The sequence below is a fragment of the Vagococcus salmoninarum genome (assembly GCF_003987495.1).
Lineage (GTDB): Bacteria > Bacillota > Bacilli > Lactobacillales > Vagococcaceae > Vagococcus_D > Vagococcus_D salmoninarum.
In genome coordinates, this window is the sequence record NZ_NGJU01000001.1 from 151,862 (window position 1) to 178,348 (window position 26,487).

Sequence of the window (26,487 nt, forward strand, 5' to 3'; positions counted from 1 at the left end):
GAGACTTATGAGAAATTTAGAAAAGTACCAAGGGATTATCCCAGCTTTTTATGCATGTTACGATGAAGCCGGCAATGTTAGTCCAGAACGTGTGCAAAAATTAGCAACGTATTACTTAGAAAAAGGCGTTAAAGGCCTCTACGTCGGTGGCAGCTCAGGGGAGTGTATCTATCAAACCGTGGCTGAACGTAAATTAGTTTTAGAAAATGTCATGGCAGCCGTTGGCGGGAAGATGACGATTATCGCTCATATTGCTGCACCCTCAACTCGGGACAGTGTCGAGTTAGCAAAACATGCAGAATCATTAAAGGTTGATGCCTTAGCGGCGATTCCACCGATTTACTTCGTCTTACCTGAAGCAGCGATTGAAAATTATTGGGGCAGTATGGTGGAAGCAACGGATTTAGATTTTATTATTTACAATATTCCTCAAACGACTGGCTATGCTTTATCAACAACCTTACTAAATAAAATGTTAGAGCGTGACCAAGTGATTGGCGTTAAAAACTCTTCAATGCCAGTAATGGACATTAATAACTTTAAATTAAGTAGTAACCGAGACATTATTGTTTTCAACGGCCCAGATGAACAGTTTGTAGGTGGTCGGACAATGGGAGCTGACGGCGGGATCGGTGGAACTTACGGCGTGATGCCAGAAGTTTACTTGAAAATGGATGAACTAATCAAAGCTAATCAATTAAGTGAAGCCTTAGACATTCAATACGCAGTCAATGCCATCATCTTTAAAATGGTTTCTTGTGAAGGCAATCTCTACGATGTGATGAAAAAAATCTTAGCTTTAAACGGTATGGAAATCGGCTCTGCCCGTGAACCCTTGCCACAAATAAGTGAAAGCGATTTACCGATAATTTTAGAGTCAAAAGCGATGATTGATGCTTTAATTACAAAAATCAAATAACTCAAAAAACTAGGAGGTAGTTAAAAATGAAAAAGATTTTGTCAGGTTTATTATTAGGTGCAATGGTTTTAACCTTAGGTGCTTGTGGTGATAAAAAAGAGGAAACGAAAGAATCAGCTAGTGGCGATCAAACAGAAATCACTTGGTGGGCTTTCCCAACCTTTACACAAGAAAGTGGAGATGACGCTGTTGGAACATGGGAACAAAAAGTCATTGAAGCCTTTGAAGCTAAAAATCCAGAAATTAAAGTTAAACTAGAAACCATCGACTTTACAGCGGGACCAGAAAAAATTACGACGGCGATTGAAGCAGGCACGATGGCTGATGTGTTATTCGATGCCCCTGGCCGAATCATTACTTACGGTAAAGCTGGTAAATTAGAGAAATTAAACGACATGTTCACTGAAGAGTTCGTAAAAGATGTTGATAATGAAGCCATTTTGAAAGCGAGTAAAACTGGTGAGGATGCTTACATGTATCCAATTAGTTCAGCACCATTCTATATGGCTTTTAACCGAGAAATGGTGAAAGATGCTGGTGTTGAAGACTTAGTGAAAGAAGGTTGGACAACAGCTGACTTTGTTAAAGTTCTTGATGCACTGAAAGAAAAAGGCTATAACCCTGGTTCAGTATTTGCCAATGGTCAAGGTGGCGATCAAGGCCCTCGAGCTTTCTTCGCTAACTTAAATAGCAGCCGGATTACTAATGAAGAAATGACTGAATACACAACGAATGATGAAAAGTCAGTTAAATCAATGGAGTTAATTCAAACATTAATCAAAGATAAAAAGTTAATGAATGGTTCTCAATATGATGGCTCAGCAGATATCCAAAACTTTGCTAATGGCCAAACAGCCTTTACAATTTTATGGTCACCTGCTCAACCAGCGACGCAAGCCCAATTGTTAGAATCGAGTAAAGTTGATTACTTAGAAGTACCTTTCCCATCTGAAGATGGCGTAGCAGAACTTGAATATTTAGTGAATGGTTTCGCCGTATTTAATAACGGTAGTGATGAAAAGGTTGCAGCTTCTAAGAAATTAATTGAATTCGTCGCTGATGACGCTGAATGGGGTCCGAAAAACGTTGTTAGAACTGGCGCTTTCCCAGTGAGACAATCTTTTGGTGATCTTTATAATGATGAACGCATGACTGAATTAGCGTCATGGACACAATATTACTCACCTTACTACAACACAATTGACGGTTTTGCTGAAATGAGAACGTTATGGTTCCCAATGATCCAAGCGATTTCAAATGATGAAGTAAAACCTAAAGAAGCGTTAGATAGCTTCACTGAAAAAGCCAATGCCACAATTGAAAAAGCGGCTAAAGCTGCTAAATAATAACTAGTCGATACTCCTCGTGACTTGCGAAACTTGCGAGGAGTGTTATTTTAGGAGATGCTTACTATGATAAAGAATTGGAGGGAATCTTCCGATGCACGTCAATAAATTAAAAATGCGCGAGACGATGGTCTCATATTTATTCTTAGCCCCAGTTTTAATCTTCTTCTTAGTCTTTGTTTTGACACCGATGGTTATGGGCTTCGTAACGAGTTTCTTTAACTACACGATGAACGATTTTACTTTTATTGGTTTTGATAACTATGTTCGGATGTTTAAAGATGATGTCTTTATGAAATCATTAGTAAATACTTTAGTCATCGTCGTTGGATCAGTACCGATTGTCGTGATATTCTCACTATTTGTTGCCTCACAAACTTATGAAAGACACGTCTTTACTAGAACTTTTTTCCGAAGTGTCTTCTTCTTACCAGTTGTCACAGGTAGTGTAGCAGTTACAGTTGTTTGGAAATGGATTTATGATCCAATGTCAGGTATTTTGAACTACGTCTTAAAAGAAACTGGTGTCATTGAACAAAACATTAGCTGGTTAGGCGACAAACAGTGGGCCTTATTAGCTATCATTGTGATATTACTAACAACCTCTGTTGGTCAGCCAATCATTTTATACATTGCGGCAATGGGAAATATTGATACTTCACTAGTTGAAGCAGCCCGGATTGATGGCGCCACTGAAAATCAAGTCTTTTGGAAAATTAAATGGCCAAGCTTATTGCCAACAACGTTGTATATTGCAATTATCACGACGATTAACTCATTTCAGTGTTTTGCTTTAATTCAGCTCTTAACTTCTGGTGGGCCAAACTATTCAACAAGTACCTTAATGTACTACTTGTATGAAAAAGCCTTTAAACTATCAGAATATGGCTATGCCAACACGATGGGTGTCTTCTTAGCAGTCTTAATTGCCTTAATTAGTTTCGCCCAAATGAAAATTCTCGGAAATGACGTTGAGTATTAACATGGAGTCTCGTCAAACAAAGGTAAGTAGTCACACCAAAACTTACCTTGCAAGTAAGGAGGAAATGTAATGAAAAAGAAAAAAGTGACTCCCTTTGACGTTTTCTCAACAGTCATTTTGAGCATTTTAACAATCATCTTTGTTTTTCCCTTTTATTGGGTCATGACGGGTGCGTTTAAAGCCCAACCCGATACGATTGCTATTCCACCACAATGGTGGCCAACCGCCCCGACTTTAGAAAACTTCCAACGCTTATTAGTTCAAAACCCAGCTGGAAAATGGCTTTGGAACAGTGTGGCGATTGCTGGAGCAACAATGATTTTAGTTTGTTTAACTTCAGCCTTAGCAGGTTACGTTTTAGCAAAAAAACGCTTCTACGGTCAAAAAATATTATTCTCAATCTTTATCGGTGCCATGGCGCTACCGAAACAAGTTGTCTTAGTTCCTTTAGTTCGGATCATTAACTTTATGGGAATTCATGACACATTAGCAGCCGTTATTTTACCGCTAGTCGGTTGGCCTTTTGGGGTGTTCCTAATGAAACAATTTAGCGAAAACATTCCTACAGAGCTTTTAGAGTCTGCTAAAATTGACGGGTGTGGCGAAATTAGAACCTTTGTCAGTGTCGCCTTTCCAATCGTCAAACCAGGCTTTGCTGCCTTAGCGATCTTCACATTTATCAATACGTGGAACGATTACTTCATGCAGTTAGTAATGTTGAATTCACGGGATAAACTGACGGTCTCGCTCGGTGTAGCAACGATGCAGGCAGAGATGGCGACTAACTATGGCTTGATCATGGCTGGTGCGGTGTTAGCAGCCGTTCCCATTGTGGCAGTCTTCCTGGCTTTCCAAAAATCATTTACCCAAGGGATTACCATGGGAGCAGTTAAAGGTTAATCACGCAATTAGCAACAGCTAAGGAACAACATATAGGAGGAATAGCAATGTTTAGAAGTGGACAAAACATCACCAATAAGCTTTTTAGTCTTGATAATCAAGTCATGAGAGTCTTTTCTTTGATCTTTGATTTAGTTGTTCTCAATCTCTTGTTTATCATTGGCAGTCTCCCACTAGTGACAGTGGGAGTCTCCTTAACAGCGATGTACTCTGTGACTTTAAAAATGGCGAAAAGAGAGCATACTTCAGTAGTCAAAGAATATCTTGCCGCTTATAAAAGTAACTTAAAACAAGGCCTCTTGTTTGGGTTAATCGCCTGTGGGCTAGTCCTCTTCTTATCTATTGACTATTATTATTTACAATTACTTTTTCCAACAAGTATTAATACAGTCAAAATTGCTTTAATTGCTTTAAGCTTAATCGGTTATTTTATTTATCTCTATATTTTCCCCTTAATTGCTCGTTACGTCTATACGACGAAAGAAGTCTATCAAACTGCAGTTAAGCTGAGTTTAAGTAATCTACCATGGAACTTAGTCCTGATTAGTTTGAATGTGCCAATTATTGGCCTCGTTCTATATTCTGGGATGACGATGATTATTACGTGTTTGCTAATGATCGTGATTGGTTTTGCAGGCCTCGGTTATTTACAATCAGTAATTTTTAGAAAAATATTTGCAAAGTATGAATAATTAATTCTTAGAAATCTGCTAAAAACTTAAAAGGGCAACTACGGTGGCGCAATAAGTTTTTAGTTGATTTTTGTGTCGTCTTTTACGGCTATTTTTTTTAGCAAGAACTGAAAATGGTTTTCTTTTGTCGGAAATAAAGGAAATAGAAACCTTAAAAATGAAAAAAGAAAGGAGTTTGTTCAGTTAGATGATCCAAAAAATTGAAGATTAAGAAGGAGGGCTTTTATGAAGAAGCAAGTGTATCAGTCGTTAAAAGTTTGTGGAGGATTTTTAGCTGTTAGTATTTTTTTTCTAGGATTGACTGGAAGTTTAGCAGAAGCAAGTAGCACCTTAGAGGAGCTTCAAGACAAAGCAGAAGTTAGCTATCATTTTGAGGAGGCCGAAGGTTATTTTGATGGCACAAAGACACTGGATAAATCAGCAGATTTAGCAAAAATAAAAGACTTAACTGAAGGTACGATTATTTTAAGAGCTAAATTTACTGGCACGCCAGATCCAACGAGTATGTATGCTTTACTTGGATTAGGCAATGAGGCTCAAGATGCGAATAAGCAAATTGTTTTAGGCAGCGCCTTAGACCCCTTTGCTGCGCGTTTTGAATTTGGGGATAAACTAAGTAGCAGTGCCATGCGGAGTAAACCTTTCTCAGATAACAAATGGCATACGTTAGCTTACACAGCTGGTGAAGATTATGTCAGCGTCTCAGTTGATGGCGAATCAGGAAAAACTGGGGCAGATGGTTTTTATCAAGATGAGAAATGGAAGGGCTTTCTTTCGAGAGGGCAAGAGTTAACGACCTTTAGTATTGGTGGTTTTACTTCCCTTAACAATAATAAATACCCTTATGCTAACTGGGTCGGTGAAATTGATTTTGTGACCATTACCTCAGAAGTAGTTCCACCAGGGGAAGCCGATCAATTAACTGGTTCATTAGTTAATGACTTTGAAATAATCTTAGGGAATACTTCCGTGGCAACACCTGAAATTATTGGCAGTGAAGTAGGAGAAATTACCTTTAAAGGCGAGCCGACAGAAGCTGTCACAGCCCAATTAGCACCAGGAATAAAAGACAATGACTTATTTACAATTGAAAATAATGTCTTAAAAACACGGACAGTATTAAAGCCATTTACTTCTTATACGGTGTTAGTGTCAACGGATGCTGCTAGTAGTGAAGACACCTACTTTACAATAAAAACGTTAGGTGACACAAGTGGCACCTTGTTAGAAATTACTGAAAAAACATCAATCACTAAACCGATATCTTATCCGGCCTTAGTAGCACCAACTAGCACGTTAACGGATATTACGATTAAAGCTCAGTTTGTCCAAAAGGTCAGTGGCATTGGTTCTTTAATTAGTTTTTCTAATCAAAGTGCTGGGAACGAACACTTCCATTTATATGCTAATGGCAGTTCAATTGGTTACGAGCTAAGAGGCTTAAAAGGCAGTGGCGATTTAACTGCAAGTAGTCCGACGATTCGTAGCAATGGTTTGAACACTGTTGCTTTTAAAGCTGATAGCAGTGATCAGACGTTTAAATTATTTGCTAACGGAAAACTAGTAAACACGAAAAAATTAACAGTAGAAACGTATCGTATGCTCAAAGATCTAAGTAATGGGGTTAACGCCGTCACAATCGGTGGGACGCCTCGAAGTGGTAACGTCTATCCTTTTAACGGAACACTCTTAAAGTTAGAAGCTCAAGGCAGCCCAGTGTCAGATCAAGAGTTACTCGATTATACAAATGACACCCCAGCAGAAGAAAATGAAGAGTTGGTTTTCCCCCATATTTTTGAAGCTACCGGCGCTAATTTTTTTAGAATTCCAGCACTTTATACATTAAATGATGGAACGGTAATGGCCGCGATTGATGCTCGATTTGGGGGAGCAGCGGATTCTCCTAACAACTTAGACACTGCTATTAACTTTTTAGATCCTAAGACGAATACTTGGGGGGAAGCAACGATGCCACTACATTTTGATGATTACACAGATGATCCAGGTTACGTTAGCAATAGTGCCTCATTTATTGATCCTGTCATCATCCAAGATGATCAAGATAAAATTTATATGGCAGTAGATGCCTTTCCAGCTGGTTTTGGTTACCCAAATGCAGTTGCTGGTTCAGGGATGAAAACAGTTGACGGTGAAAAAGTTTTAGGGTTAACGAAAAAAGGCAATGATGTTAAAAAGTGGGCGAACTTTGACCACTATGTTAAAGATGGTGTAGTCTATACAGCTGAAAATACAAAGACTGACTATACAGTCGATGCTGAATTTAATTTGTCAAAAGCTGGTGAGGCATTATATGTCGACCAAAAGAAACCTAATGGTACTTTAAGTGGAAAAAAAGTAAAAATGAATGTGTTTTACGCAGATGCTGATTTTAAAGTTTACGGAACCTCTTACTTTGTGATGGTCACAAGTGAAGATGGTGGAAAAACTTGGAGTAAGCCTATTAACATGAACTATTTAAAACGGGAAGAAGACCGCTTCTGGGGAACTGGACCAGGACGAGGCCATCGCGTTAAAGTTGGGGAATATGCTAACCGGATAATTATGCCGACTTATGATAGTCAAGACGGCGAACGGGTAAGTACGATTTATTCAGACGATCATGGAAAAACTTGGAAACGTGGTCAACGCACAACGATGGCAAGTACAAATAGTCCTGGCAAAGCCAGTGAATCACAACTAATTGAATTACCTGATGGCACATTGCGTTTATTTGCCCGAGGTAACACTGGCTTAATTGGCTATGGTGATAGTTTTGACGGTGGTGAAAGTTTTGAACCAATGAGACAAGACTCTGGCCTAGCCTATAGCGGAAATGTGATGATTTCTGCGATTAATTACGAAGGCTTAATTGATGGGAAAAAAGCATTAATCCTTTCGGCGCCAGAAGGAAGTGGCCGGAACAACGGAATCATCAGAATTGGCTTAATCAACGAACCAACAGAAAGCCATGGCGAATATACGATTGATTGGAAATATAAGTATGCTGTTAATAAAGGCGGTTTCGTTTATAGCAGTTTAACCCAACTGCCAAATGGCAAGATTGCCTTGCTGTGGGAAAATGATCCAAATACTAAACCAGCTATATACACTGAATATACGTTAGAGGAACTGAAGAGTGGTAAGAGTAGTGTCACATCATTCACAGTAGAAAATCCAACTGAACTTGTTTCAGGTGGCCTCATCAAAGGGAAACTGCAACTGAAAAGTCAAATTGTACCAGAATTATCTGATTTAACTAACAGTCAATTAACTATTAGTTATCCAGAATCAACTCATGAAGCAGCGGCTTTGCAGTATGAATCCTTTGATAAAGCCACTAATACGTTAATTTTTACTGGTCAATTACCAGTCACAACGAAAAATCTTAAGTATGAAATAAGTCTAGCGAAGACCAATCAAATTTTCACCTATGGCGGACCTTTTACTGGGATTGCTAGTGATTTAATTAGTGGTGAAGTCACTGTCGAAGCAGAACCAAGTGACATTCCAGTGTCAGAGCTAGGCTTAGATGTTGGCGTCTTAACAACCCTTAAAAAAGGAAAAAACTTACCTTTAGGGGTAACTGTTAGCCCAGAAAATGCCACAGATCAACAAATTACTTGGGTGATTGAGAAACCAGAGATCGTGGAAGTTTCGGCTGATGGCGTCTTAAAAGGCTTGAAAGCAGGAATGTCACGAGTAACAGCGGTCAGTCATAATGGGAAAGAAGCAAGTGTTGTCATTAGAGTCACTAAATAAAAAGAGGTGAAACATGAGGAAAAAGGTGAAGATGATGCTAGTTTTTGGATTAGTAAGCGGTGGGTTACTTTTTCCTCGGTTATCACTGGGGCGCGGCTACTTCTCTCAAAATCTTGAAATTAATTTTGGCACAACTAGAATAGGCGTTGATGAGAGTAGAGCTGAACCAATCGAAACAGTTGAGACAACTGATGAAACAACGGAAATAACGGAAACAACTAAAACAACTGAAATAAGTTGGCAAGAGTCTGAACTAAAGGAATCAGAAATTAAGGAAATTGAGGGATCAACAAATGAGTCAGATGTCATGGCGGAAACAATTGAAACCGAAACAGTCTCAAGTGATTAGTTGGCTCTATCCGGCCTTAATTATCATCGTTATTTGTTTGTCACTAGGGATTAAAACAACGCAAATTAATAGCTACTTTGGCTATCATTTACGTGTGATATTAAGTGATAGCATGTCGCCTAAAATGAAAAGTGGTAGTTTGCTGATTTCCAAAGACGTAAGTATGGCGGATGTTCAGTTAGGCGATGTGATTGTCGCTGAAATCGATCAAGTCTACGTTACTCATCGTGTTGTTGAGTTAATAACTAGTAATCGAGGCAAACGAATCACGACTAAAGGTGACAATAACCAGTTCGTTGATGGCTTCAAAGTCAGTTCAGACACACTGAAAGAGAAGGCCATGTTTAATATCCCTTATCTTGGTCAAGGCTTACTAAAGTTACAAACACCGAGGGGCAAAGTAGCTGGACTAGCCTTAGTCATTTTCGTTTATTTGCTAGATTACTTATTCAAACTACTAAGAGATGAAAGGAAGGGACAAATTGAAGAATAAGAAGAGAAATTTAATTTTAACATTAATGGCATTAGTTGTTGTTGCCGTTGGAGGGACGTACGCTTGGTGGACTGCCACCGTTGCGGCTAATCAAAAAATTACCATGGGAAAACTGACTTTAACAGCTGATTTTCCCGAACTTCAAGATGAAATCGATTTTGAACCAGGTTTGAGTTCAGAAATTACGGGAACAATTACTAATACAGGCAGTTTAGAAGCCATCGCTAGAGTTGAAAATAGTAGCCAAATTAAATACGCTTATAGCGATGATAATTTCACACCAGCTACTGAACTAGCCTTTGTTAAAGATACTGAAAATGCCATTGCTTTGAGTTTTGGCCCAGGGAATGACAGTGAGGTGTATTGGTTTAAAGATCTGGCGGGTAATGCCTATGTACTATTTGAAGTCGGTGGCAAAATTGACACAACTTTTGTAGCTGATTTTTCAGGGGAAGTGATGGGGAATAAATATCAAGAAGCTGAAATAAAAATTGGTGCAAAACTTAAAGCAACCCAAGTCTTAGATGAAGCGATGGCTGCTGAATTTGGAATCACTATGAATGATTTAGTTGATTATAGCCGGTCGACAAGTAGACAGGCTCGGAGTGCAACAACTAATAATCTAGGAAATCCAACTAAAGGCGAACAACGCTTACAAGAACTAATTGCAAGAAATAAGTAAAATTGATTTTTAAAAAGAGGAAGGAGGTTACTGAATGACGTCAGTTAAGTTATGTTACAGCTTATTGCTAATCAGTGCCTACCTATTCTTGTTTGCCGAACCAGTAGCAGCTGCAACGAAAGTCAATATTTCGGAGAATAATCAAAAAATAACGTTGAAGGTTAACCCTGACTTTTCAGAAATCACTAATGGGTATCCCGGGATGAAACTAGCTACCCAATCCATCCAGATTAAGAATGAGTTAAACAAACCAATCGTTGTTAAATTAGCAATTGAAAAAACAGATCCTAGCTGGGAGCAAATGACTGAACTAAGTTTTCGAGCGGAGAAGCATAGTACAGAAGAACAAGGTGAAACACTTCAAGTGACTTTGGAAGCCGAGACAGAAAAAGAAGTTTACTTTGATTTATCCCTATCAGGGAAAGAATTAGAAAATGATAGTCAAGGGAAGGTCACTAGTATTAGTTTGCTCATTAGTAGCTGGGAAAAAAAGCTAACGATAAATGAAGATGAGAAGACCTTGCCTCAAACAAATAACAGTTCCACTCTATTGGGAGAATGGACCTTGCTATTAATCTTTGTTAGTATGCTGCTCTTTAGATTGAACAAGCAAACTGACTAGCCTTTGCAATAGAATCAAGTTTCGTTTAACTAAATCACAAAAATCGCCATCTAGGAGAGTTTCTCCAAGGATGGCGATTTTTTTTAATAATATTTATCTAACAAGACTTTAAACACCGGGCCTAAAATTAAATAAAAGCCACCATTACCAAGAGCGTGTAAGAAATCAAAAGACAGGCCTTGAATGTAATATGGTAGAAAAGCGGTCATCCCAAACATGTAAAAACTGATGACGCTAATTACGAAGCCATAAATAAAGCCAGCTAAGATGCTGAAAGCTATTTGGAACAACAAGTTTCTTTTAAAGAACGACCACTTACTTAGTAAGGCTGCGAAAGTGATAATCACAGCGTAACTTGCTAGTTGTGAAATCGTCCAAGGGCCCATGCCTAAGTAGAGATTAGTAATCATAATCGACAACAAACTAACAACGAGACCTGGACGAAGTCCCCGGTAAATTGTCACCATCAGCAAAATTGCCGTCATCGGTTGGACATTAGGAATAAATTGAAAGGCTAAGCGCCCCACAACACAAGCAGCTGTCATCAAAGCTAAGGTAGTGATCTCTTTGACAGTAAAAAAATTTGTTTTCGGTGTGCTGTTATTAGAATTTAGCATAAGTCATGACGATCTCATCGTCTGCTTCTAAGATCGTGTCATTAGCGCCAGTATTAACCATTTCGCCATTAATTGTATAAGTCCAGTAAAAACCTTCGTCAGCATCTTGCTCGAGGCCGTCAATTGCTGTAATCATGCCATTATCTTCTATAATTTCAAAATTGTCTTGGAGAGCAGTCATTAGATTTGTTTCTGCCTCAACAGTCAAGGTTTTTTGTGTGACTTCTTCTTCTTCATTAAAGACTGTCACACTAACCTCAAAGGCTTGAGCCGTCTCTACTGCTGAAGTTGTATCTGTTGTAGTATCAGTTCCCGTGTTGTTAGTGCTACAACCAGCTAATACTACTAAACTCATCGCTAAAACTAAAAGACCTTTAAATTTTTTCATCATTATATCCTCCTCAGAATATGTAAATTTTTCACCAAATGTCATTATAACCGATTTGACGCGTAAGTGGCTAGCAGTTGGCAAGTTAAACTCATAAATTTAACTATGAACAAAAAGTGGTGGATTGATAGAACAAAGCCAGCAATAAGATAACCATTCAAATATAATAAAAAACACTGATTACCAGTAAGAGTATACATTGGTCGAGGCGAAAATGCGAGTGGAAAACAAGAACAGTTCAAATGATTAGTTTGCTAGATTCTTTGATAATGTCGTTAAAACATGACGAATCCCGATACGACAAGGAAAGTGAAACTTGATATTATAGATTTAAGGAAATAAAGAAATAACACATAACAGGAAATAACATAACAGTTAGTTGGCTGTTAGCCAAAGAGAACTAGTTGCTAAAAAAAGAGGAGAGTGTCTTAAATGAAAAAAAATGGAATCGAGCAATGAGTTTACTAATCATCTTTACAGTACTTCCTCTTGAAACAGCATCGGCTTTGACTAACGAGACGATCTCATTGCAGGAGCCAGTTGATGAGTTAGTTTTTCAAGAGGAGGATGAAAAAAATGAGCTAATTGAATTACCAGCGGAAGAAACCGAGTCTAGTGACAATGAAATAGTAGACTCAAGTCAAGAAGTCAGGGAATCAGCAGATCTAGCAGAAATAGAGGAAATAAAAGAAATAGAAGAAATCCAAGAGACAGCCGAAACAGCCGAAGAAGACACGGAAACAGAAGTCACTGAAGAAGAAGTTGAAACTAAAGTCAGTAAAAAGGCAACTATGAAACAAGCCGAAGATGGTTTTTGGCTAGTTGACTCGGCAGCAACATTGACAACGTTATTAAAAGATACGAAGAAATTAAAGTTTCGCCTGACGAAAGATATTAACTTAGGCAGTGCAGGTTATCAATTGCGAAATGGTGTCATTATTGATGGGGCTGGCCATGTCATCACTTATAACAAAGGTGGTAGCGCTGCTCAAGGTTTTTACATTATCGAAACCGATGCCACTGTGGAAATTCGTAACACGCAATTTGGTAATTTAGATGGCTCAGGAGCAATTGGTTATTATGGTTTTTTAACAGGTTACGATGCAGGTGTTAATATGACGTTTATTTTTGACAACGTTGATTATTATTCAAACAATGGTCAAATGATTTTTAATCGCAATGGCAATATTATCTTACGAGGAAATAATAAAATCATTCAAAAAGGCACAGGGGCTTATTCTCAAGAATGGGCAGAAACTAACCATGTAGAAGTGGAAAGTGGCACGACAACAATTGAGCATTGGTCAAATTCAACACTAGGATTTATGTGGTCAGTAGGTGTCCATGGGGGTAACCCTTACGCAAATACCTCACAAATAGTTGTACGAGAAAATGCAAGTTTATCTATCGAGACTAATGGCAGTATCTCTTATGGTCAGCTAGCCCCTTCTTATATCGTTGAAGAGAATGCTAGTTTAACAATCGATAAAGTCTCAAATGCAACAGGCGGATCAAGAAACTCATTTTTCTACGTGGCTCAAACACAGCCAGTTACCTTTGATTTTCAGTCGAACAGTCACGTTAACTTTTTATTACCGGCACCAATTAATGTCGGCGGAGCTGCTGGCGGCATGAGAATCGGGGAAGGGGCTGACGTTAAAATTGACGTTGCTTCAGGATTTGTTTTTGATGCAACAACGACTAGTAAATTTGACTTGATGCTAGTTGAACCAGAATACGCTGAATTTTCTGCAACCGAAGCTGGCACCTTAGGTTTAAATGGTGCAACGACGAATCGAAACTCAAACTTTCTTATCGAATCCCAAAATGGTTTAACTGTGAAGACGTATGCAGAAAAAAGCCAAATGGAACCGACGAATGCCTTTCTTCGTAGCCTAACTGATTTACGAGTGAGGAAGCAGACATATGCTAATGGTTCAAAATCAAAAACACCTCTAACGTCCCAAGAACTGACAGCTTTAAGCAATGCTAAAAAGATATCGGTTAGTCCTAAAATGGCGATCCCTAACCAAGTCGAGGTGTCTGTTAGTGAGGTGACAGCCCGAACGGCTAATTTAAAGGCAACCTCACTTAACAATGGGAATGCTGCCACAGAAGTCGAATGGCTATTATTTACTTCAGAAAAAGACCTTAATAACCGGGAAAAGGCTGTGGAAGTAATTAAACAAGACACTTTTTCTGAAGGAAATACCCAGACAACTGGGAACTATCAGCAAGTAATAACAAGTTTAAATCCTAATACAACTTATTGGCTTCAAGGGACAGTGACTAATCAATTAGGTCAAAGTGACTATTCTGAAAGTACACACTTTTCCACCTTACCAGAGTTGAAAACTTTAACTGTCGATCAGATTACCGGGGAGTCAGCGACTGTTAGTGGCGAGTTAGCTGGAGCAACAGCAGCTTACGGGGGGAGTTACCAACAAGTCATCGTGGAATATAGCACAACAACTAATTTCACAGAGGAGACAACAGCTACTACTAAAGGTCAGCTATCAGGTGAAAAACAACAGCTTTTTACAGCTGAGTTAGTTGAATTAACTGAAGAAACGACATACTATATCAGATTAAAAGTCATCGGAGTCAGTGGTGAAAGAGTGACCTTAGCAATGACGCCACTTACAGAGTTTACGACAGTGATAGAAATAATTAATGTTGAAATTCCAATTGAAATGGCATTCGGCACACGTAATACTGATTTAGGAACAGCTCAGGCTGGAAAGTTGTATTCAGAAACTTACGAAGTAGCTAATCAAGGAAAATCACCAGTCAAAGTCTCTTTAGCAGGCTTAGAAAAACAAAATAAAGCGGCTGAAAAGATCAAGCTACGGCAAGATTTGAAAGGAACCCTAGGTAAAGATGAAATGGCCCTACAAGTTATAACTGAGAGCAATCCGACTGATCCCTTATATCTAACGGAAAACTTAGCCTTAGAACCTGTCGTAGTTGGTGTCTTGGCACCTCAAGGTAGTAGCCAACAACAAATTAATTTAACTGGAAAATATTTTAATCCAGAAAGTCTCGCAGTATACCCGAAGTATGACTTGGTTTTTAAAGTTGAAAAAACAAAATAGAGGAGGAAAAGTTGATGGACAAAGAATTATTAGAAGAAGTAGAAGTGGTAGAAGTGGTAGAAGAAGTAGTAGAGGAAGTAGTAGAAGAAGAAAAAAAGAAGAAGAAGCGCTGGTTGCTACTCTTACTATTTTTATTAGCTTTGGTGCTTGGTGGCGGGTACTATCTATGGTCACATAGTAGCTCACAACCATTAATTGCTGGTGATTATTTACCAAATATCAAAGATGCTAAAAAAATGAGTGATCAAGAGATCAAAGCGATAGAACAGCAAGCGGTAGATGCTAGTAAATTTAATATGGTGATTAAGCCGCAAGCTATTTTTGAAAATAGTCAGGCTGAAGGTAGCTTGTATATCCAAAATCCAGCCACTAATGCTTATCCAATTGATGTGGTCATTCACTTAGATGAAACCCAAGAACAAGTGTATGCTTCCGGAGGCATGGCTCCGGGATTTGAAATAAATGGTGCAAAATTAGAAAAAGAATTAGCACCAGGAAGCTATCCAGCAACAGCTACATTTAATATTTATGATGAAAGTAGCCAAGAAAAACGGGGTCAGGTTCAAGCGGGTCTGACTTTGGAAGTAAATAGTTAATTAATAATTTAGCAGTTTAACTGTTGAAAATAAAAAAATATAGAGGAGCAACATATTATGAAAAAAACAACACTATTAGTCGCAGGAACAATGATCGGAATCAGTATTTTAAGTCTATCTCAACCAGTTTTAGCAACAGTCATTGATGGAGAAAATAGCGCAAATGTCGAAATAAATGGCACTATTGGTAAATTAGATAACATCGATCCAGAAGAAAAAATCCCTGAAGGCTCAGATGAGTGGATCAATGTAACTGTTGATACAGCAACTGCTTTCCACACAACGACAGCAAGTAAGCATCGAGTCATTGATTCAGCCAATTACAGCATCGCTAATAATTCAGGTAGAGCAGTTAATGTCTCAGTAGCTAATCTTACAGGCACACCTAAGTTAGTCGAAAGCTTATCATTGAATACTGACATCCAAGGAAATCCTTTAGTTACCCCAGAACAACTGACTTTAATCGAAAACAATCAATTGGCAGAGCTCAACGGTAGCACCCAATGGTTGAAGTTAGCTAATGCCAATGGTAAATTTAATCTTGAGACAGACCAAGCCAACCAATTTGCTAATTCTGCTACATTCTCTTATAGCGGGACAACCACAGCAGATGCTTCATTATTAGAAACGACGGCTAAGGAAGATTATACAATGACTTTAAAATTTGAAGCTATTCAAGCTGATGGAGTGACAGTCGGTCGATAGTCAGAAGCCATTCGAATGACTAGCAAGAGATTGCTAGGAGTGATTAGCGTTAGTTTGTAAATTAAATAGACAAGAAAACACAGGACAACGTTAAGTTTGTCTGTGTTTTTTTGTCTTGAAATTTAAAGTGAAGATAATTGATAGTCAGTTTTAAAAAATTATGGACAATAATTGGTTAAAGTGACATCCTTGGAGTTGAATAAAGATTAAAAAAATAACAACTGGGAAAGCATCAGCAAGCAGCCTAGAATTAGCAAATGCTCTTAAAGGTCGATGGAATCGGCCCAAATGAGAGTGAGTACAATTTCAAAGATAGCGCTTTCGGTTTTTTGGATTCTATTCCAATTGAGTTGAAAGCGATTTCTCGGTATGCTGAAAGCAGGAGGTAAGAAAAGTGTTAGAAAAAGAATTTATTAGTTTATTTACTGAAAAGACTGTCACTGAGTTGCTAAATGAAAAAGACCTTAATCAACTAACTGGGTTAGGAAAAAAAAGACTTTCTAATAATATTGAATTGTTAAATACAAAGTACTTACTTAAACCGGACAGTCAATTAAGTCTTGAACGATTCGATTTAGCGAATATCGATATTGAAAGAGTATTACTTGATTATAGCCATAGTTTTGTATTACCAGATGATTTTCGAAAAATGTTGCTTTATGTGATTATTTATATTCAAGCTGACGCTTACTCAATTTTGGAGCTCCAAGAAAAATTAGATGTTAGTCGCAACACGATTATTGCTGATTTAAAAAAACTTAATCAAGATTTAGAACGAGTAGCTGTTCAATATGATCGAAAAAAAGGTTACGTCTTAAAAGGGAATGAAGAAGAAATTCGCAAGTACGCACTTTATTACATTTTTACTTTATATAAAGAATTAGAAATAAAAGGTATTTTAATTAAAAGTTGTGGAATCAAGAAGCAGGAATTTGATTATTGGTTGGAGCGGACTTATCGAGGAATTAAAGACTATCACTTAACGGTCATGACAGGCCAAGTTGCGGAAATCGTTATTTTTATTTTGAGTACAGTCTTACGAAAACAAAATGTGGTAGGGGGCAGTCAAATAATAAACCCTGAAAATTATTTACCATCTGCCAAATATCAACGATTTAGTCACTCTTATGCTGAATTAGTAAGCTCAGAAACAGAACTGAATTATATTAGTGTCCTTTTTGCGGCTATTTCCCAAGAAGAGTTAACTGGGGATGAACATGTCTTTTCAAAAGCATTTATGAAATTTTTGACGATGTTTAATGTAATTTCAGGCATTGCTGTGTTGAATGATAGTGAGCTAGTTAGGCGCTTAAAACTACATTCAATCGCCATGATGTATCGGGAAAAGTATTTTATATTTTTGGAAAATGATTTAATTAAAACGATTGCTAATACGAACAAATCTTTAAATGGTGTTATTTTAGAAGCAGTAGGGCCACTTGAGGAGGAGTTAGGTAAGCCAATTAGCAAAACGGAAATCGGTTATTTAGTAGCAATTATTGAATCACACTTACAAAGTCGAAATGAACATTTTCCTTTATTAAGAGCAATTATCCTATGTCCTAATGGGACAACTTCTTCAGTTTTATTGAAAAATGAATTAGAAGAGTTATTTCCAGCATTACAATTTTCAAAGGCTAGTTCCTTGAGTAATTTTAAAGAAATTAATCCAAGTGACTACGATATTATTTTTTCGACTATCAGTGTAAAAACCCAAAAAGACTTGTATATTATTTCAAATTTTTTATCAAGTTTTGAAAAGCAGAAATTACAAACAGAAATTACAAAACGCTTTAATTTGCCAACGTTAAAAATCCCTTCCTATAAAGAAGTTGAGACTTTGTTGTTTAACTATCATGAACAAAAGCAGTCAGTTGATGACGTATATGAAGAATTAGTTGGCATTATAACGAGAGATACTAAACGTCAAAAGGAGTGGAGTCCGGTGTTAAAAGAGTTACTAACCAAAGATACGATAAAAATTAATGTGGCTGCAACGGATTGGGAAGATGCAGTGCGCAAAAGTGGCGAAATCTTAGTCGAAACGGGGGCAATTCAAGAAAGTTACGTTGAAGCAATGGTGGCATCAGTTAAAACTTACGGTTCTTATATCGTCATCACCCCCCATATTGCCCTAGCCCATGCGAGTTCTAATGATGGCGTCAATGAGATTGGCTTTAGCTTAATTACATTAAAAGATGAGATTAAGTTTAACCACGAAGAAAATGACCCAGTTAAAGTGGTGATTACTTTAGCAGCCACGGATCAATCAACGCATCTAAAAGCATTATCAGAATTAATGGAATTACTAGGGGACTCTAATTTCTTACCAGTCGCTTATGATTCCCAAACGACAAAAGAAGATATTATAAATTTAATTCATCAATTGAAGGAGTGTTAATAATGGAAAAAGGTATCGAAAAAAGAATCGCGTTGTTACAAAGTATTAATGGAGAGACTTACAGTCAAATTCAAACAATCGCTGATGTGATTGCGGCAGCCATTCGCAAGGGCGGTAAAGTCTTATCAGCAGGTAATGGTGGCAGTGCAGCAAACGCCCAACACATTACTGGGGATATCGTTGGTCGTTACAAAATTGAACGAAAAGCTTACGCGGCAATTTCGTTAACTGTAGACCCTTGTGTGATGACCGCCACTGGCAACGACTACGGTTATGATGAAGTGTTTGCTCGACAAGTTGAAGGCCTTGGCAATAAAGGGGACGTCCTAATCGTTCTAAGTTCAAGCGCCCATTCTCCTAACTTAGTGAAAGCTGTAGCTAGTGGGAAAGAACTCGGCTTAACAATTATTGGTTTCTTAGGCAACAATGGTGGCAGTTTAAAAGCAAGTTGTGATTACAGCATTTGCATTGAACCGAAAGATTCGGACTTGTCAGAAGAATACGCCATGGCTATGTGTCATACGATTTTAGAAGAAGTTGAAAAACAGTTAGTTAAGGCTTAAAAAATAAAAAAAAGAAAAGAGGAAGAATGATGAAAATACTTACAGTGTGCGGCATGGGTTCAGGTTCAAGTTTAATTTTAAAAATGAACGTAGATAAAATTTTAGGGGATATGGGTGTTGATGCTGATGTTGAAGTGTGTGACTTAGGCTCAGCTAAAGGAACACAAGCCGATTTAATTATTTCAACAACTGGTTTAAAGAGTCAATTAGACGATATTACCGTGGATAAAATTTTTATTACTAACGTGATTAATAAAGAAGAGTTAACTGTGGCTTTAAAAGAACATTTTGACAAATAAGGGCGACCTTTAAAGATGTTCAGTGAAACTAACAAACAGAAAAAGGAGTGTTTTAACAATGAATTTTATTTATAGTTTTTTCAATCAACCAGCTATCATTATTGGCTTAATTGCTTTAATCGGTTTAGTCGCTCTAAAAAAACCATTTTCAAAAGTCTTAACAGGCACACTTAAAACAGTCATCGGCTTCTTGATTCTCTCAGAAGGTGGCGGCATTATCGCTTCGGCTCTCGATACATTAGGACCAGCCTTTGAAAATGCCTTTAATATTCAAGGGGTAATTCCTGCTAACGAAGCCGTTATCGGTGTGGCTGAAAACATGCTTGGTAGTGAAATGGCTTTAATTATGGCCTTTGGTTTTGTGTTTAACATCATCATTGCCCGCTTTACTAAGCTAAAATATATTTTCTTATCAGGTCACCATGTCTTATTTATGTCAGCCTTATTAGCAGCTGTTCTTGGAACAATTGGCTTCAGCGGTTTTGAACTAGTCGCTGTAGGATCAATCTTCTTAGGAGCGGTGATGGCAATTTCACCAGCAATCGTTCAACCATTTTATCGGAAAGTAACTGGTAATGACGATATTGCTATGGGTCACTTTAACGCCCTGACTTACAGCTTATCTGCTTTAATTAGTGGGGCAGTTGGGGACAAAAAGAAATCAACAGAAGATATTAAAGTCCCTGAACAATTAAGTTTTTTCCGTGACAACACAATCTCAACGGCTATCGTGATGGCGTTAATCTACGTTGTAACGTTCTTATTCGCTGACGCTAGTGTCATTAGTGAAATGTCAGGTGGCGACAACGTCGTGATCTATGCGTTAATGCAATCACTTAAATTTACCGCTGGATTTGTTATCGTCTTACAAGGTGTACGAATGATGTTAGCAGAAATCGTTCCAGCCTTTAAAGGAATTTCTGACAAATTAGTACCAAATGCAACACCAGCTTTAGATGTCCCAGTTATTTTCCCATTTGCACCAAATGCGGTCCTAATTGGTTTCTTAGCTTCAGTAGCAGGTGGTGTGATTGCCTTCTTGATCTTACCATTCACAAGTTTACCAGTAATTATTCCTGGTTTAATTCCCTTATTCTTCGTAGGGGCTGGGGCTGGAGTCTTATCTAATGCTGCCGGTGGCTTACGAGGCACAATTATCGGTGGACTATTTAACGGCGCAATGTTGATTTTATTACCAGCCTTCTTATTACCATTGATGGGTGACTTAGGTTTTGCTAACTCGACCTTTGGTGACGCGGACTTTGCTGGTGTAGGAATCATCATTGGTTACTTAGGAAAACTTTTTGGTAAAACTGGAATTTATGTTTTACTAGCAGCTTTAGTTGCTTACTTGTCTGGCTCAGCTTTCCGCCAAGCCACAGGAAGCAAAAGCGTTAAATCATAAGGGTGAAATGAAAGGGGAATAAAATGTTTAAAGACTTTGTTACAGCTTATCAAGCAGAATACGTCTCAACTTTAGAAAACCTCGATCAAGAATCATTAACACAATTACTAAACTTAGTTGAAGAGGCGATTAAAAACAGTCGTAATGTTTTTGTCCTAGGAAACGGTGGAAGCTCAGCTTCCGCCTCACACTGGGTCTGTGATTTCAACAAAGGAGTCAGCTATGAAAAACGGGAATTAAAAGCGCGCTTCTTCTCACTGACTGATAATGTGCCAGTTCTAACAGCTTATGGCAACGATGTGGCCTATGAAGAAATCTTTGCGGAACAACTTAAAAATTTACTCAGAAAAGAAGATTTGGTGATTTCGCTATCAGTTTCTGGAAATTCGAAAAACTTAGTCTTAGGTCAAAAATATGCTAAAGAACAAGGGGTTACAACCGTTTCAATTACGAATAATCAAAACAATTTACTGAAGCAAACAGCTGATTTGGCGATTGCAGTGCCTTCAGAAAATTATGGCATTGTGGAAGATGTCCATATGTATGTGTGTCACGTATTATCACAATATATCGCTCAAAAATAGAATGAGGTGTTAATCTTGAACTTAGAAAAATTTGCAGATGAAATTAGATTGTACACGATGAAAGAATTAAACAATATGGGCTTCGGTCATTATGGCGGTAGCTTGTCGATTGTTGAAACCTTGGCAGTCCTTTACGGCAAAGAAATGAACATTGACGTGAATGATCCTTACAAAGAAGACCGAGACTATTTTATTTTATCAAAAGGTCATGCTGGTCCTGGACTGTATGCAACATTATTCTTAAAAGGTTATATCACAGAAGAAACATTAATGTCTTTAAATAATAACGGCACAAGTTTGCCTTCCCACCCAGATAAAAATTTAACAAATGGTGTGGATATGACGACTGGCTCTTTAGCTCAAGGCTTATCAGCTGCGACGGGGATTGCTTACGGCAATAAATTAAAAGGCTTAAACAACTATACTTATTGTATCGTTGGAGATGGCGAATTAAATGAAGGTCAGTGTTGGGAAGCGATTCAATTTGCAAACCACCGCAAATTAAGTAACTTTATTTTATTCGTTGATGACAACAAGAAACAATTAGATGGTTATACGAAAGATATTAATGAATCAATGGACTTTGTAGAAAAAATGCAAGCCTTTGGACTTAACTCTTTCCGCATCAATGGTAACAACGTGGCTGAAGTTGAAGAAGCCATTGCCCGGGCCAAAGCTCATAAAGATGGGGCGACAGTGATTGTTTTAGACACAGTCAAAGGCTACGGTGTTGATGCTGTAGCAAACTTTATGGATAATCACCACTTACGACCAGATGCAGCACTCCTAGCCCAGCTAGAAGAGGCCGTAGTTGAATTAGAAGCGAAAGTGAAAGGATAGGTGCTAGATAAATGAGTGAATTACGTCAAGTATATGCTGAAACAGTTAAAGAATTAGCAGAAAAAGATCAAAGAGTTGTTTTATTAGAAGCAGATTTATCAAGTTCAATGTCCACGGCAGGATTAAAAGAAGTCATGGGAGAGCGTTACATTAACGTTGGGATCATGGAAGCTCAAGAAGTCGGTGCCGCTGCTGGGTTATCAGTGACTGGGCACATTCCTTTTGTTCATACTTTTGTCCCTTTCATCACCCGGAGATCCTTTGACCAAGTCTTTGTCTCATTGGGCTATGCTCAAAATCATGCCATCTTAGTTGGTTCAGATGTAGGTGTTACTGCTGAGATGAATGGTGGGACTCATATGTCTTTCGAAGATTTGGCTTTAATGCGAGTCATTCCTAATATTACGATTTACGAAGTGTCGGAACCAGAACAATTCCGGAAGATTTTACATCACTGTTACGAAAACAAAGGCTTATACTACATTCGCACAATGCGTAAAAGTGCCCCTAAATTAACGGATCAGCCAAGTGACTTAAACTTAGGCTACCGAGAACTTAAAAAAGGTCAAAAAGGAACGATCATTAGTAGTGGTTTCTTATTACCAGAATGTATGGCTGCTGCCGAAGAATTAACGGCTAAAGGTTTTGATGTAAGTGTGATTGAACTCTTTAATATTAAACCGATTAATAAACAAATGGTAATTGAAGCAGCTAAGTTAGGCCCAATTGTGACCGTTGATAACCATAGTATTATTGGTGGCATTGGCTCAGCCGTGGCAGAAGTCGTAGCTGAGGAACAACCTACTAAGATGAAACGTCTTGGGGTAACAGAAAAATTCGGACAAGTCGGTAAAGCCGATTACTTGAAAGAACAATATGGCATGACAGCTTCAGACATTGTGACAGCAATGGAAAAATTATTAACTGTTTAATAATTGATTGACTATAAAGTAGTATAATGAGGAGAAATCACATGAATTTAAATCGTTTAATTGATCATACTGTTTTAAAACCGGAAACAACTCAAGGGGAAATCGAAACACTGTGCCAAGAAGCCATTGAACACAACTTTATGTCAGTGTGTGTGCAACCTACATGGGTTAACTTAGCTGCTGACTTATTAAAAGGCAGCCAATCGGTTGTTTGTACAGTTATTGGCTTTCCTTTAGGAGCGAATACGACGAAAGTTAAAGCTTTTGAAGCCGCAGATGCGGAAGCTAACGGGGCAAAAGAAGTTGATATGGTTATTAATATTGGCTGGGTAAAAGATGAGCAATGGGAGAAAGTCTTAACAGACATTAAAGCCGTTGTCGAAGCTGTGAAAGAAGAAACGCTAGTTAAAGTGATTGTTGAAACAGCGTTATTAACCACCGCCGAGCTGGAAAGAGTAACAGAAATTGTTGCTGTTTCAGGAGCTGAATTCATTAAAACATCAACGGGATTCTCAACTGCTGGTGCCCAAATCACTGATGTGGAATTAATGAGTCGCGTTAGTAATGGTCGAATCAAAGTTAAAGCCAGCGGCGGTGTCCGCACAAAAGTTGATGCTGACAAAATGGTCGCAGCTGGGGCGAATCGAATTGGCACTTCAAATGGAATTGAGATTGTCGCAGGTTAATCTGAGTTGAATATGAAAACACTTCGTCATGATCGGCGAAGTGTTTTTTTCTATCTAAAACTATTAAAGCTTTAAGGCGGCACAAAAAGAAGCAGCTAATTTTGGGGGAGTAAAATCAGCTACTTCTTTTTTTCTATCCAATTTTTTATACTTTAAGAATTTTAGGTTCAATCCAATGACCATTTAGTAACATTTTTCTTTTTTGTGGTAGTCTGGCAATTAATTCAGCTGTGGAACTAACTTCCGTAAAAATGATATTTGCGCTCTCGCCAAGGTTTAACCAAGGTCTTTGAGTGTCTTGATAAACTTTTTGGCCACCTGTGACTAAATCAATTGTGTCACTAAGTTGTGTTTCAGTGATTTTTCCAGTAACTTGGCAAAAATTGTTAACTTTTTCTAAAAGATCACTGGAAACATAAGAGCTCCAAGAATCAAAGAAACCATCACAGCCTAAGAAAACATCGCCACCGGCTTGTCTAATTTTATCAATCGGTGGTAGTGCCTTTTGTTGTCCGTAAGGAATCGTGGACATGATTGCCATCTGATTAGCGACAATCCGGGTGATTAATTCTGTTTGTTCGCCTTCACTAATATCGCCTAAAGCAAAACCATGACTAATAGCTGTCCGATTTTGGTAATGATTTTCTTCGACTAAATCTAACCAAGTTGAATAAGTATATGCACCGAGATGACCTCGATCATGAAGATGAATATCCACATCGGCATTAAATTCTGTGGCTAAGTTCATAACTTCATATAAGGAGTTTTCAACAGCATTATCAATGCCACCAGGGTCTAAACCACCGACTATGGTAGCCCCATTTCTCAGGGCCTCTTTCATCAGAGCCGACATTCCATCGACTAATAAGCCGTGTTGTGGAAAAGCCACAACGTCAAAAGTTATGAGGTGCTTGTAGTCTTCAATGGCACTTAGAACACCTTCTAAATTTTTCAAGCCAATATAAGGATCAATATTGACGTGAGTTCTAATGTGATTGACGCCACGGCCCAGCATTGCCTGGATCATCTGACTGGCGCGTTCTTTAGTTGAAGCTGCTAGTAGAGGTAACTCATTAGCTTCAGCTGCTAAGCGTTCTTTCAAATTTCCAACAGGTAAGCTAGCTCGCCAACCAAGGCTCATGTATGTTTTATCTAAATGATTGTGCATATCTTTTAAAGGTGGTGTCGCTAAGAGTCCATTCATATCATAAAGCTCACCTTTAAAATCTTTTGAAAGGACTTCGGTCATCGGTGTTAGAGAGTCTACTTTATTATCAATAATTACAATTGAAAAGAGTGTCTTAACAGGCTGTAGCAAACCGTAACTATCCATCTTATGAGTTAACTCAAAACTAACATTGTCTAATCGCATGTTTGTCATTACTCGCCCACCTCAATTCTTTCAGTCATTTCATAAATTAATTTACCTTTCAGAATCGTTTTTGTGACGTCTCTTTTTCGGGCAATCCCATGAGCAGAAGACTCAGCATCAATTAAAATTAGATTAGCATCATCGCCGACCTTTGGCCAAACTTGTTCGCCCTCATCGTTAAGTGGGGTAAGATTGTTCGTGGCGTACCGCCAGATGCGACTTAAGTAATAGTCATCGCTTAAACGGAAGCGCTCAGCTAATGTATTCATTTTTTCAACCGTGTTACCAGAACCAAAAGGCGACCAGTGATCAATTAAACTATCATGACCAAGGGAAACATCGATGCCACCCTTAGTTAACTCTAGAACTGGCATTGTTTTTCGGTTGAGATTGATTGGAATGGTAGTTGCAACATCAATTTGCGCTAAATTAAAACGAGCAATCATTTCCAGCAATGGCTCGCCTTCTAAGTCCCCTAAAGCCATTGCATGACTTAAAGTGACGTGACCAACCTTTTGGGATTGGAGCGTATAGTCAACAATCTTGTTAAATTCATATTCACCTAAGGTATTGCGGCCATGTAAATGAATGTCGATTCCTTTATGATGTTTAGCAGCTAAATCAAAGAGCTGACTGAGAGAGTTGTCCACATGTTTATCAACAGTAGCAGGATCTACGCCACCAACATGGGTTGCTCCTAACAACATTGCTTGATCCATTAAAGGTAAAACCTTAGAACGCAATAAGCCATGTTGAGGAAAAGCGACAATGTCATAAGAAATCTGATCAGCGTAAGAAGCTAAAACTTTTTTTGTTAGCTCAACATGCTTAGTACCAATGTAGGGATCCACATTACAATGACTTCTAATATGACGGTGACCATTTTTAATATAGTGTTTTACTACTGCATGAGCACGAGCTTCAGCGGTGTCTAGCTGTCTCGGGAGTAAGGTGCTTTCTTCTTCAAAACGAGTGAAGATACCATTTGTTATGGGTCGTGGTGCTTGCCAGTGATCGCCAAAATAAGTTTTGTCAATATGAATATGCATTTCTCGCATGGCGGGCATCAGCAGTTGGTTCTTTCCATCAACGATCGTCATATCTGGTGTTTCAGTAATTTTTTTGGAGAGTTGTGTCAGTTTACCATCAGCCATTAGCACATCGAACTGTTCGGTTGAGATACTAACGACTTGTTGATTGACGATGTTGAAACCTGTTTCTAATCTAATATTTTTTAATAATAACAATGTGTGGAACGCT

The 26,487-nt window shown here is 38.2% G+C and carries 25 protein-coding genes; 21 read left to right on the plus strand and 4 right to left on the minus strand.

Annotated elements, in window-relative coordinates; translation table 11 throughout:
- Positions 1-7 precede the first annotated feature (7 nt).
- From CBF35_RS00720 to CBF35_RS00765, 10 genes are all read left to right on the plus strand, one after another.
- Positions 8-919 carry a dihydrodipicolinate synthase family protein gene (locus CBF35_RS00720; protein ID WP_126777969.1) on the plus strand — a complete coding sequence of 304 codons (912 nt, stop codon included), beginning with the start codon at positions 8-10 and terminating at the stop codon, positions 917-919.
- Positions 920-945: 26 nt separating this feature from the next.
- Positions 946-2,265: an ABC transporter substrate-binding protein gene (locus CBF35_RS00725; RefSeq protein ID WP_126777970.1), complete on the plus strand. Its 1,320-nt coding sequence runs from the start codon at positions 946-948 to the stop codon at positions 2,263-2,265.
- Between the two features lie 94 nt (positions 2,266-2,359).
- On the plus strand, positions 2,360-3,247 hold the full coding sequence (locus CBF35_RS00730) for a carbohydrate ABC transporter permease (RefSeq protein ID WP_126777971.1): 888 nt from the start codon (positions 2,360-2,362) through the stop codon (positions 3,245-3,247).
- 69 nt (positions 3,248-3,316) lie between these two features.
- Positions 3,317-4,147: a carbohydrate ABC transporter permease gene (locus CBF35_RS00735; RefSeq protein WP_126777972.1), complete on the plus strand. Its 831-nt coding sequence runs from the start codon at positions 3,317-3,319 to the stop codon at positions 4,145-4,147.
- A gap of 47 nt (positions 4,148-4,194) precedes the next feature.
- Positions 4,195-4,839, plus strand: coding sequence for a YesL family protein (locus CBF35_RS00740; RefSeq protein ID WP_126777973.1), 645 nt, complete (start codon positions 4,195-4,197; stop codon positions 4,837-4,839).
- A gap of 225 nt (positions 4,840-5,064) precedes the next feature.
- Positions 5,065-8,598 (plus strand): sialidase domain-containing protein, encoded by a 3,534-nt coding sequence (locus CBF35_RS00745; protein WP_126777974.1) that lies wholly within the window; start codon positions 5,065-5,067, stop codon positions 8,596-8,598.
- A 13-nt stretch (positions 8,599-8,611) separates the two neighbouring features.
- Complete coding sequence (locus CBF35_RS00750) at positions 8,612-8,947, plus strand: hypothetical protein (RefSeq protein ID WP_126777975.1); 336 nt, start codon at positions 8,612-8,614, stop codon at positions 8,945-8,947.
- Positions 8,892-9,440 (plus strand): signal peptidase I, encoded by a 549-nt coding sequence (locus tag CBF35_RS00755; protein WP_126777976.1) that lies wholly within the window; start codon positions 8,892-8,894, stop codon positions 9,438-9,440. Before CBF35_RS00750 ends, CBF35_RS00755 begins: the two co-directional genes overlap by 56 nt.
- Positions 9,430-10,122 (plus strand): TasA family protein, encoded by a 693-nt coding sequence (locus CBF35_RS00760; RefSeq protein ID WP_170174669.1) that lies wholly within the window; start codon positions 9,430-9,432, stop codon positions 10,120-10,122. The genes CBF35_RS00755 and CBF35_RS00760 overlap by 11 nt, the downstream gene beginning before the upstream one ends.
- 34 nt (positions 10,123-10,156) lie before the next feature.
- Complete coding sequence (locus CBF35_RS00765) at positions 10,157-10,744, plus strand: hypothetical protein (protein WP_126777978.1); 588 nt, start codon at positions 10,157-10,159, stop codon at positions 10,742-10,744.
- A gap of 83 nt (positions 10,745-10,827) precedes the next feature.
- Here CBF35_RS00765 and CBF35_RS00770 read toward each other — a convergent pair whose 3' ends face one another.
- Positions 10,828-11,361: an ECF transporter S component gene (locus tag CBF35_RS00770; protein WP_126777979.1), complete on the minus strand. Its 534-nt coding sequence runs from the start codon at positions 11,359-11,361 to the stop codon at positions 10,828-10,830.
- On the minus strand, positions 11,348-11,749 hold the full coding sequence (locus CBF35_RS00775; protein WP_170174670.1) for a DUF4430 domain-containing protein: 402 nt from the start codon (positions 11,747-11,749) through the stop codon (positions 11,348-11,350). The genes CBF35_RS00770 and CBF35_RS00775 overlap by 14 nt, the downstream gene beginning before the upstream one ends.
- A 404-nt stretch (positions 11,750-12,153) precedes the next feature.
- Here CBF35_RS00775 and CBF35_RS00780 point away from each other — a divergent pair, with 404 nt between their 5' ends.
- From CBF35_RS00780 to deoC, 11 genes are all read left to right on the plus strand, one after another.
- Positions 12,154-14,844, plus strand: coding sequence for a fibronectin type III domain-containing protein (locus CBF35_RS00780; protein WP_126777981.1), 2,691 nt, complete (start codon positions 12,154-12,156; stop codon positions 14,842-14,844).
- Positions 14,845-14,858: 14 nt separating this feature from the next.
- Positions 14,859-15,440 (plus strand): hypothetical protein, encoded by a 582-nt coding sequence (locus CBF35_RS00785; protein ID WP_244922542.1) that lies wholly within the window; start codon positions 14,859-14,861, stop codon positions 15,438-15,440.
- A gap of 57 nt (positions 15,441-15,497) precedes the next feature.
- Positions 15,498-16,145, plus strand: coding sequence for a hypothetical protein (locus tag CBF35_RS00790; RefSeq protein WP_126777982.1), 648 nt, complete (start codon positions 15,498-15,500; stop codon positions 16,143-16,145).
- 394 nt (positions 16,146-16,539) lie between these two features.
- Positions 16,540-18,546 carry a BglG family transcription antiterminator gene (locus tag CBF35_RS00795; protein ID WP_126777983.1) on the plus strand — a complete coding sequence of 669 codons (2,007 nt, stop codon included), beginning with the start codon at positions 16,540-16,542 and terminating at the stop codon, positions 18,544-18,546.
- A gap of 2 nt (positions 18,547-18,548) precedes the next feature.
- Positions 18,549-19,109, plus strand: coding sequence for a D-sedoheptulose-7-phosphate isomerase (locus CBF35_RS00800; protein WP_211345278.1), 561 nt, complete (start codon positions 18,549-18,551; stop codon positions 19,107-19,109).
- 29 nt (positions 19,110-19,138) lie between these two features.
- Entirely contained in the window at positions 19,139-19,408 is a 270-nt protein-coding gene (locus CBF35_RS00805) for a PTS sugar transporter subunit IIB (RefSeq protein ID WP_126777985.1), read from the plus strand.
- A gap of 58 nt (positions 19,409-19,466) precedes the next feature.
- Complete coding sequence (locus CBF35_RS00810; protein WP_126777986.1) at positions 19,467-20,813, plus strand: PTS ascorbate transporter subunit IIC; 1,347 nt, start codon at positions 19,467-19,469, stop codon at positions 20,811-20,813.
- 23 nt (positions 20,814-20,836) lie between these two features.
- Complete coding sequence (locus tag CBF35_RS00815) at positions 20,837-21,397, plus strand: SIS domain-containing protein (RefSeq protein WP_126777987.1); 561 nt, start codon at positions 20,837-20,839, stop codon at positions 21,395-21,397.
- A 15-nt stretch (positions 21,398-21,412) separates the two neighbouring features.
- The gene (locus tag CBF35_RS00820) at positions 21,413-22,237 is read left to right on the plus strand and encodes a transketolase (RefSeq protein ID WP_126777988.1); all 825 of its coding nucleotides are present in this window, start codon (positions 21,413-21,415) and stop codon (positions 22,235-22,237) included.
- A gap of 11 nt (positions 22,238-22,248) precedes the next feature.
- A complete protein-coding gene (locus CBF35_RS00825) occupies positions 22,249-23,169 on the plus strand; it encodes a transketolase family protein (RefSeq protein ID WP_126777989.1) in 921 nt (306 codons plus the stop codon).
- Between the two features lie 41 nt (positions 23,170-23,210).
- Positions 23,211-23,855, plus strand: coding sequence for a deoxyribose-phosphate aldolase (gene deoC / locus CBF35_RS00830; protein WP_126777990.1), 645 nt, complete (start codon positions 23,211-23,213; stop codon positions 23,853-23,855).
- Positions 23,856-24,000: 145 nt separating this feature from the next.
- On the opposite strand, the gene CBF35_RS00835 is transcribed toward deoC, so the two are convergent.
- The gene (locus CBF35_RS00835; RefSeq protein ID WP_126777991.1) at positions 24,001-25,236 is read right to left on the minus strand and encodes an amidohydrolase family protein; all 1,236 of its coding nucleotides are present in this window, start codon (positions 25,234-25,236) and stop codon (positions 24,001-24,003) included.
- On the minus strand, positions 25,236-26,474 hold the full coding sequence (locus CBF35_RS00840; RefSeq protein ID WP_126777992.1) for an amidohydrolase: 1,239 nt from the start codon (positions 26,472-26,474) through the stop codon (positions 25,236-25,238). Before CBF35_RS00840 ends, CBF35_RS00835 begins: the two co-directional genes overlap by 1 nt.
- Positions 26,475-26,487: the final 13 nt, after the last annotated feature.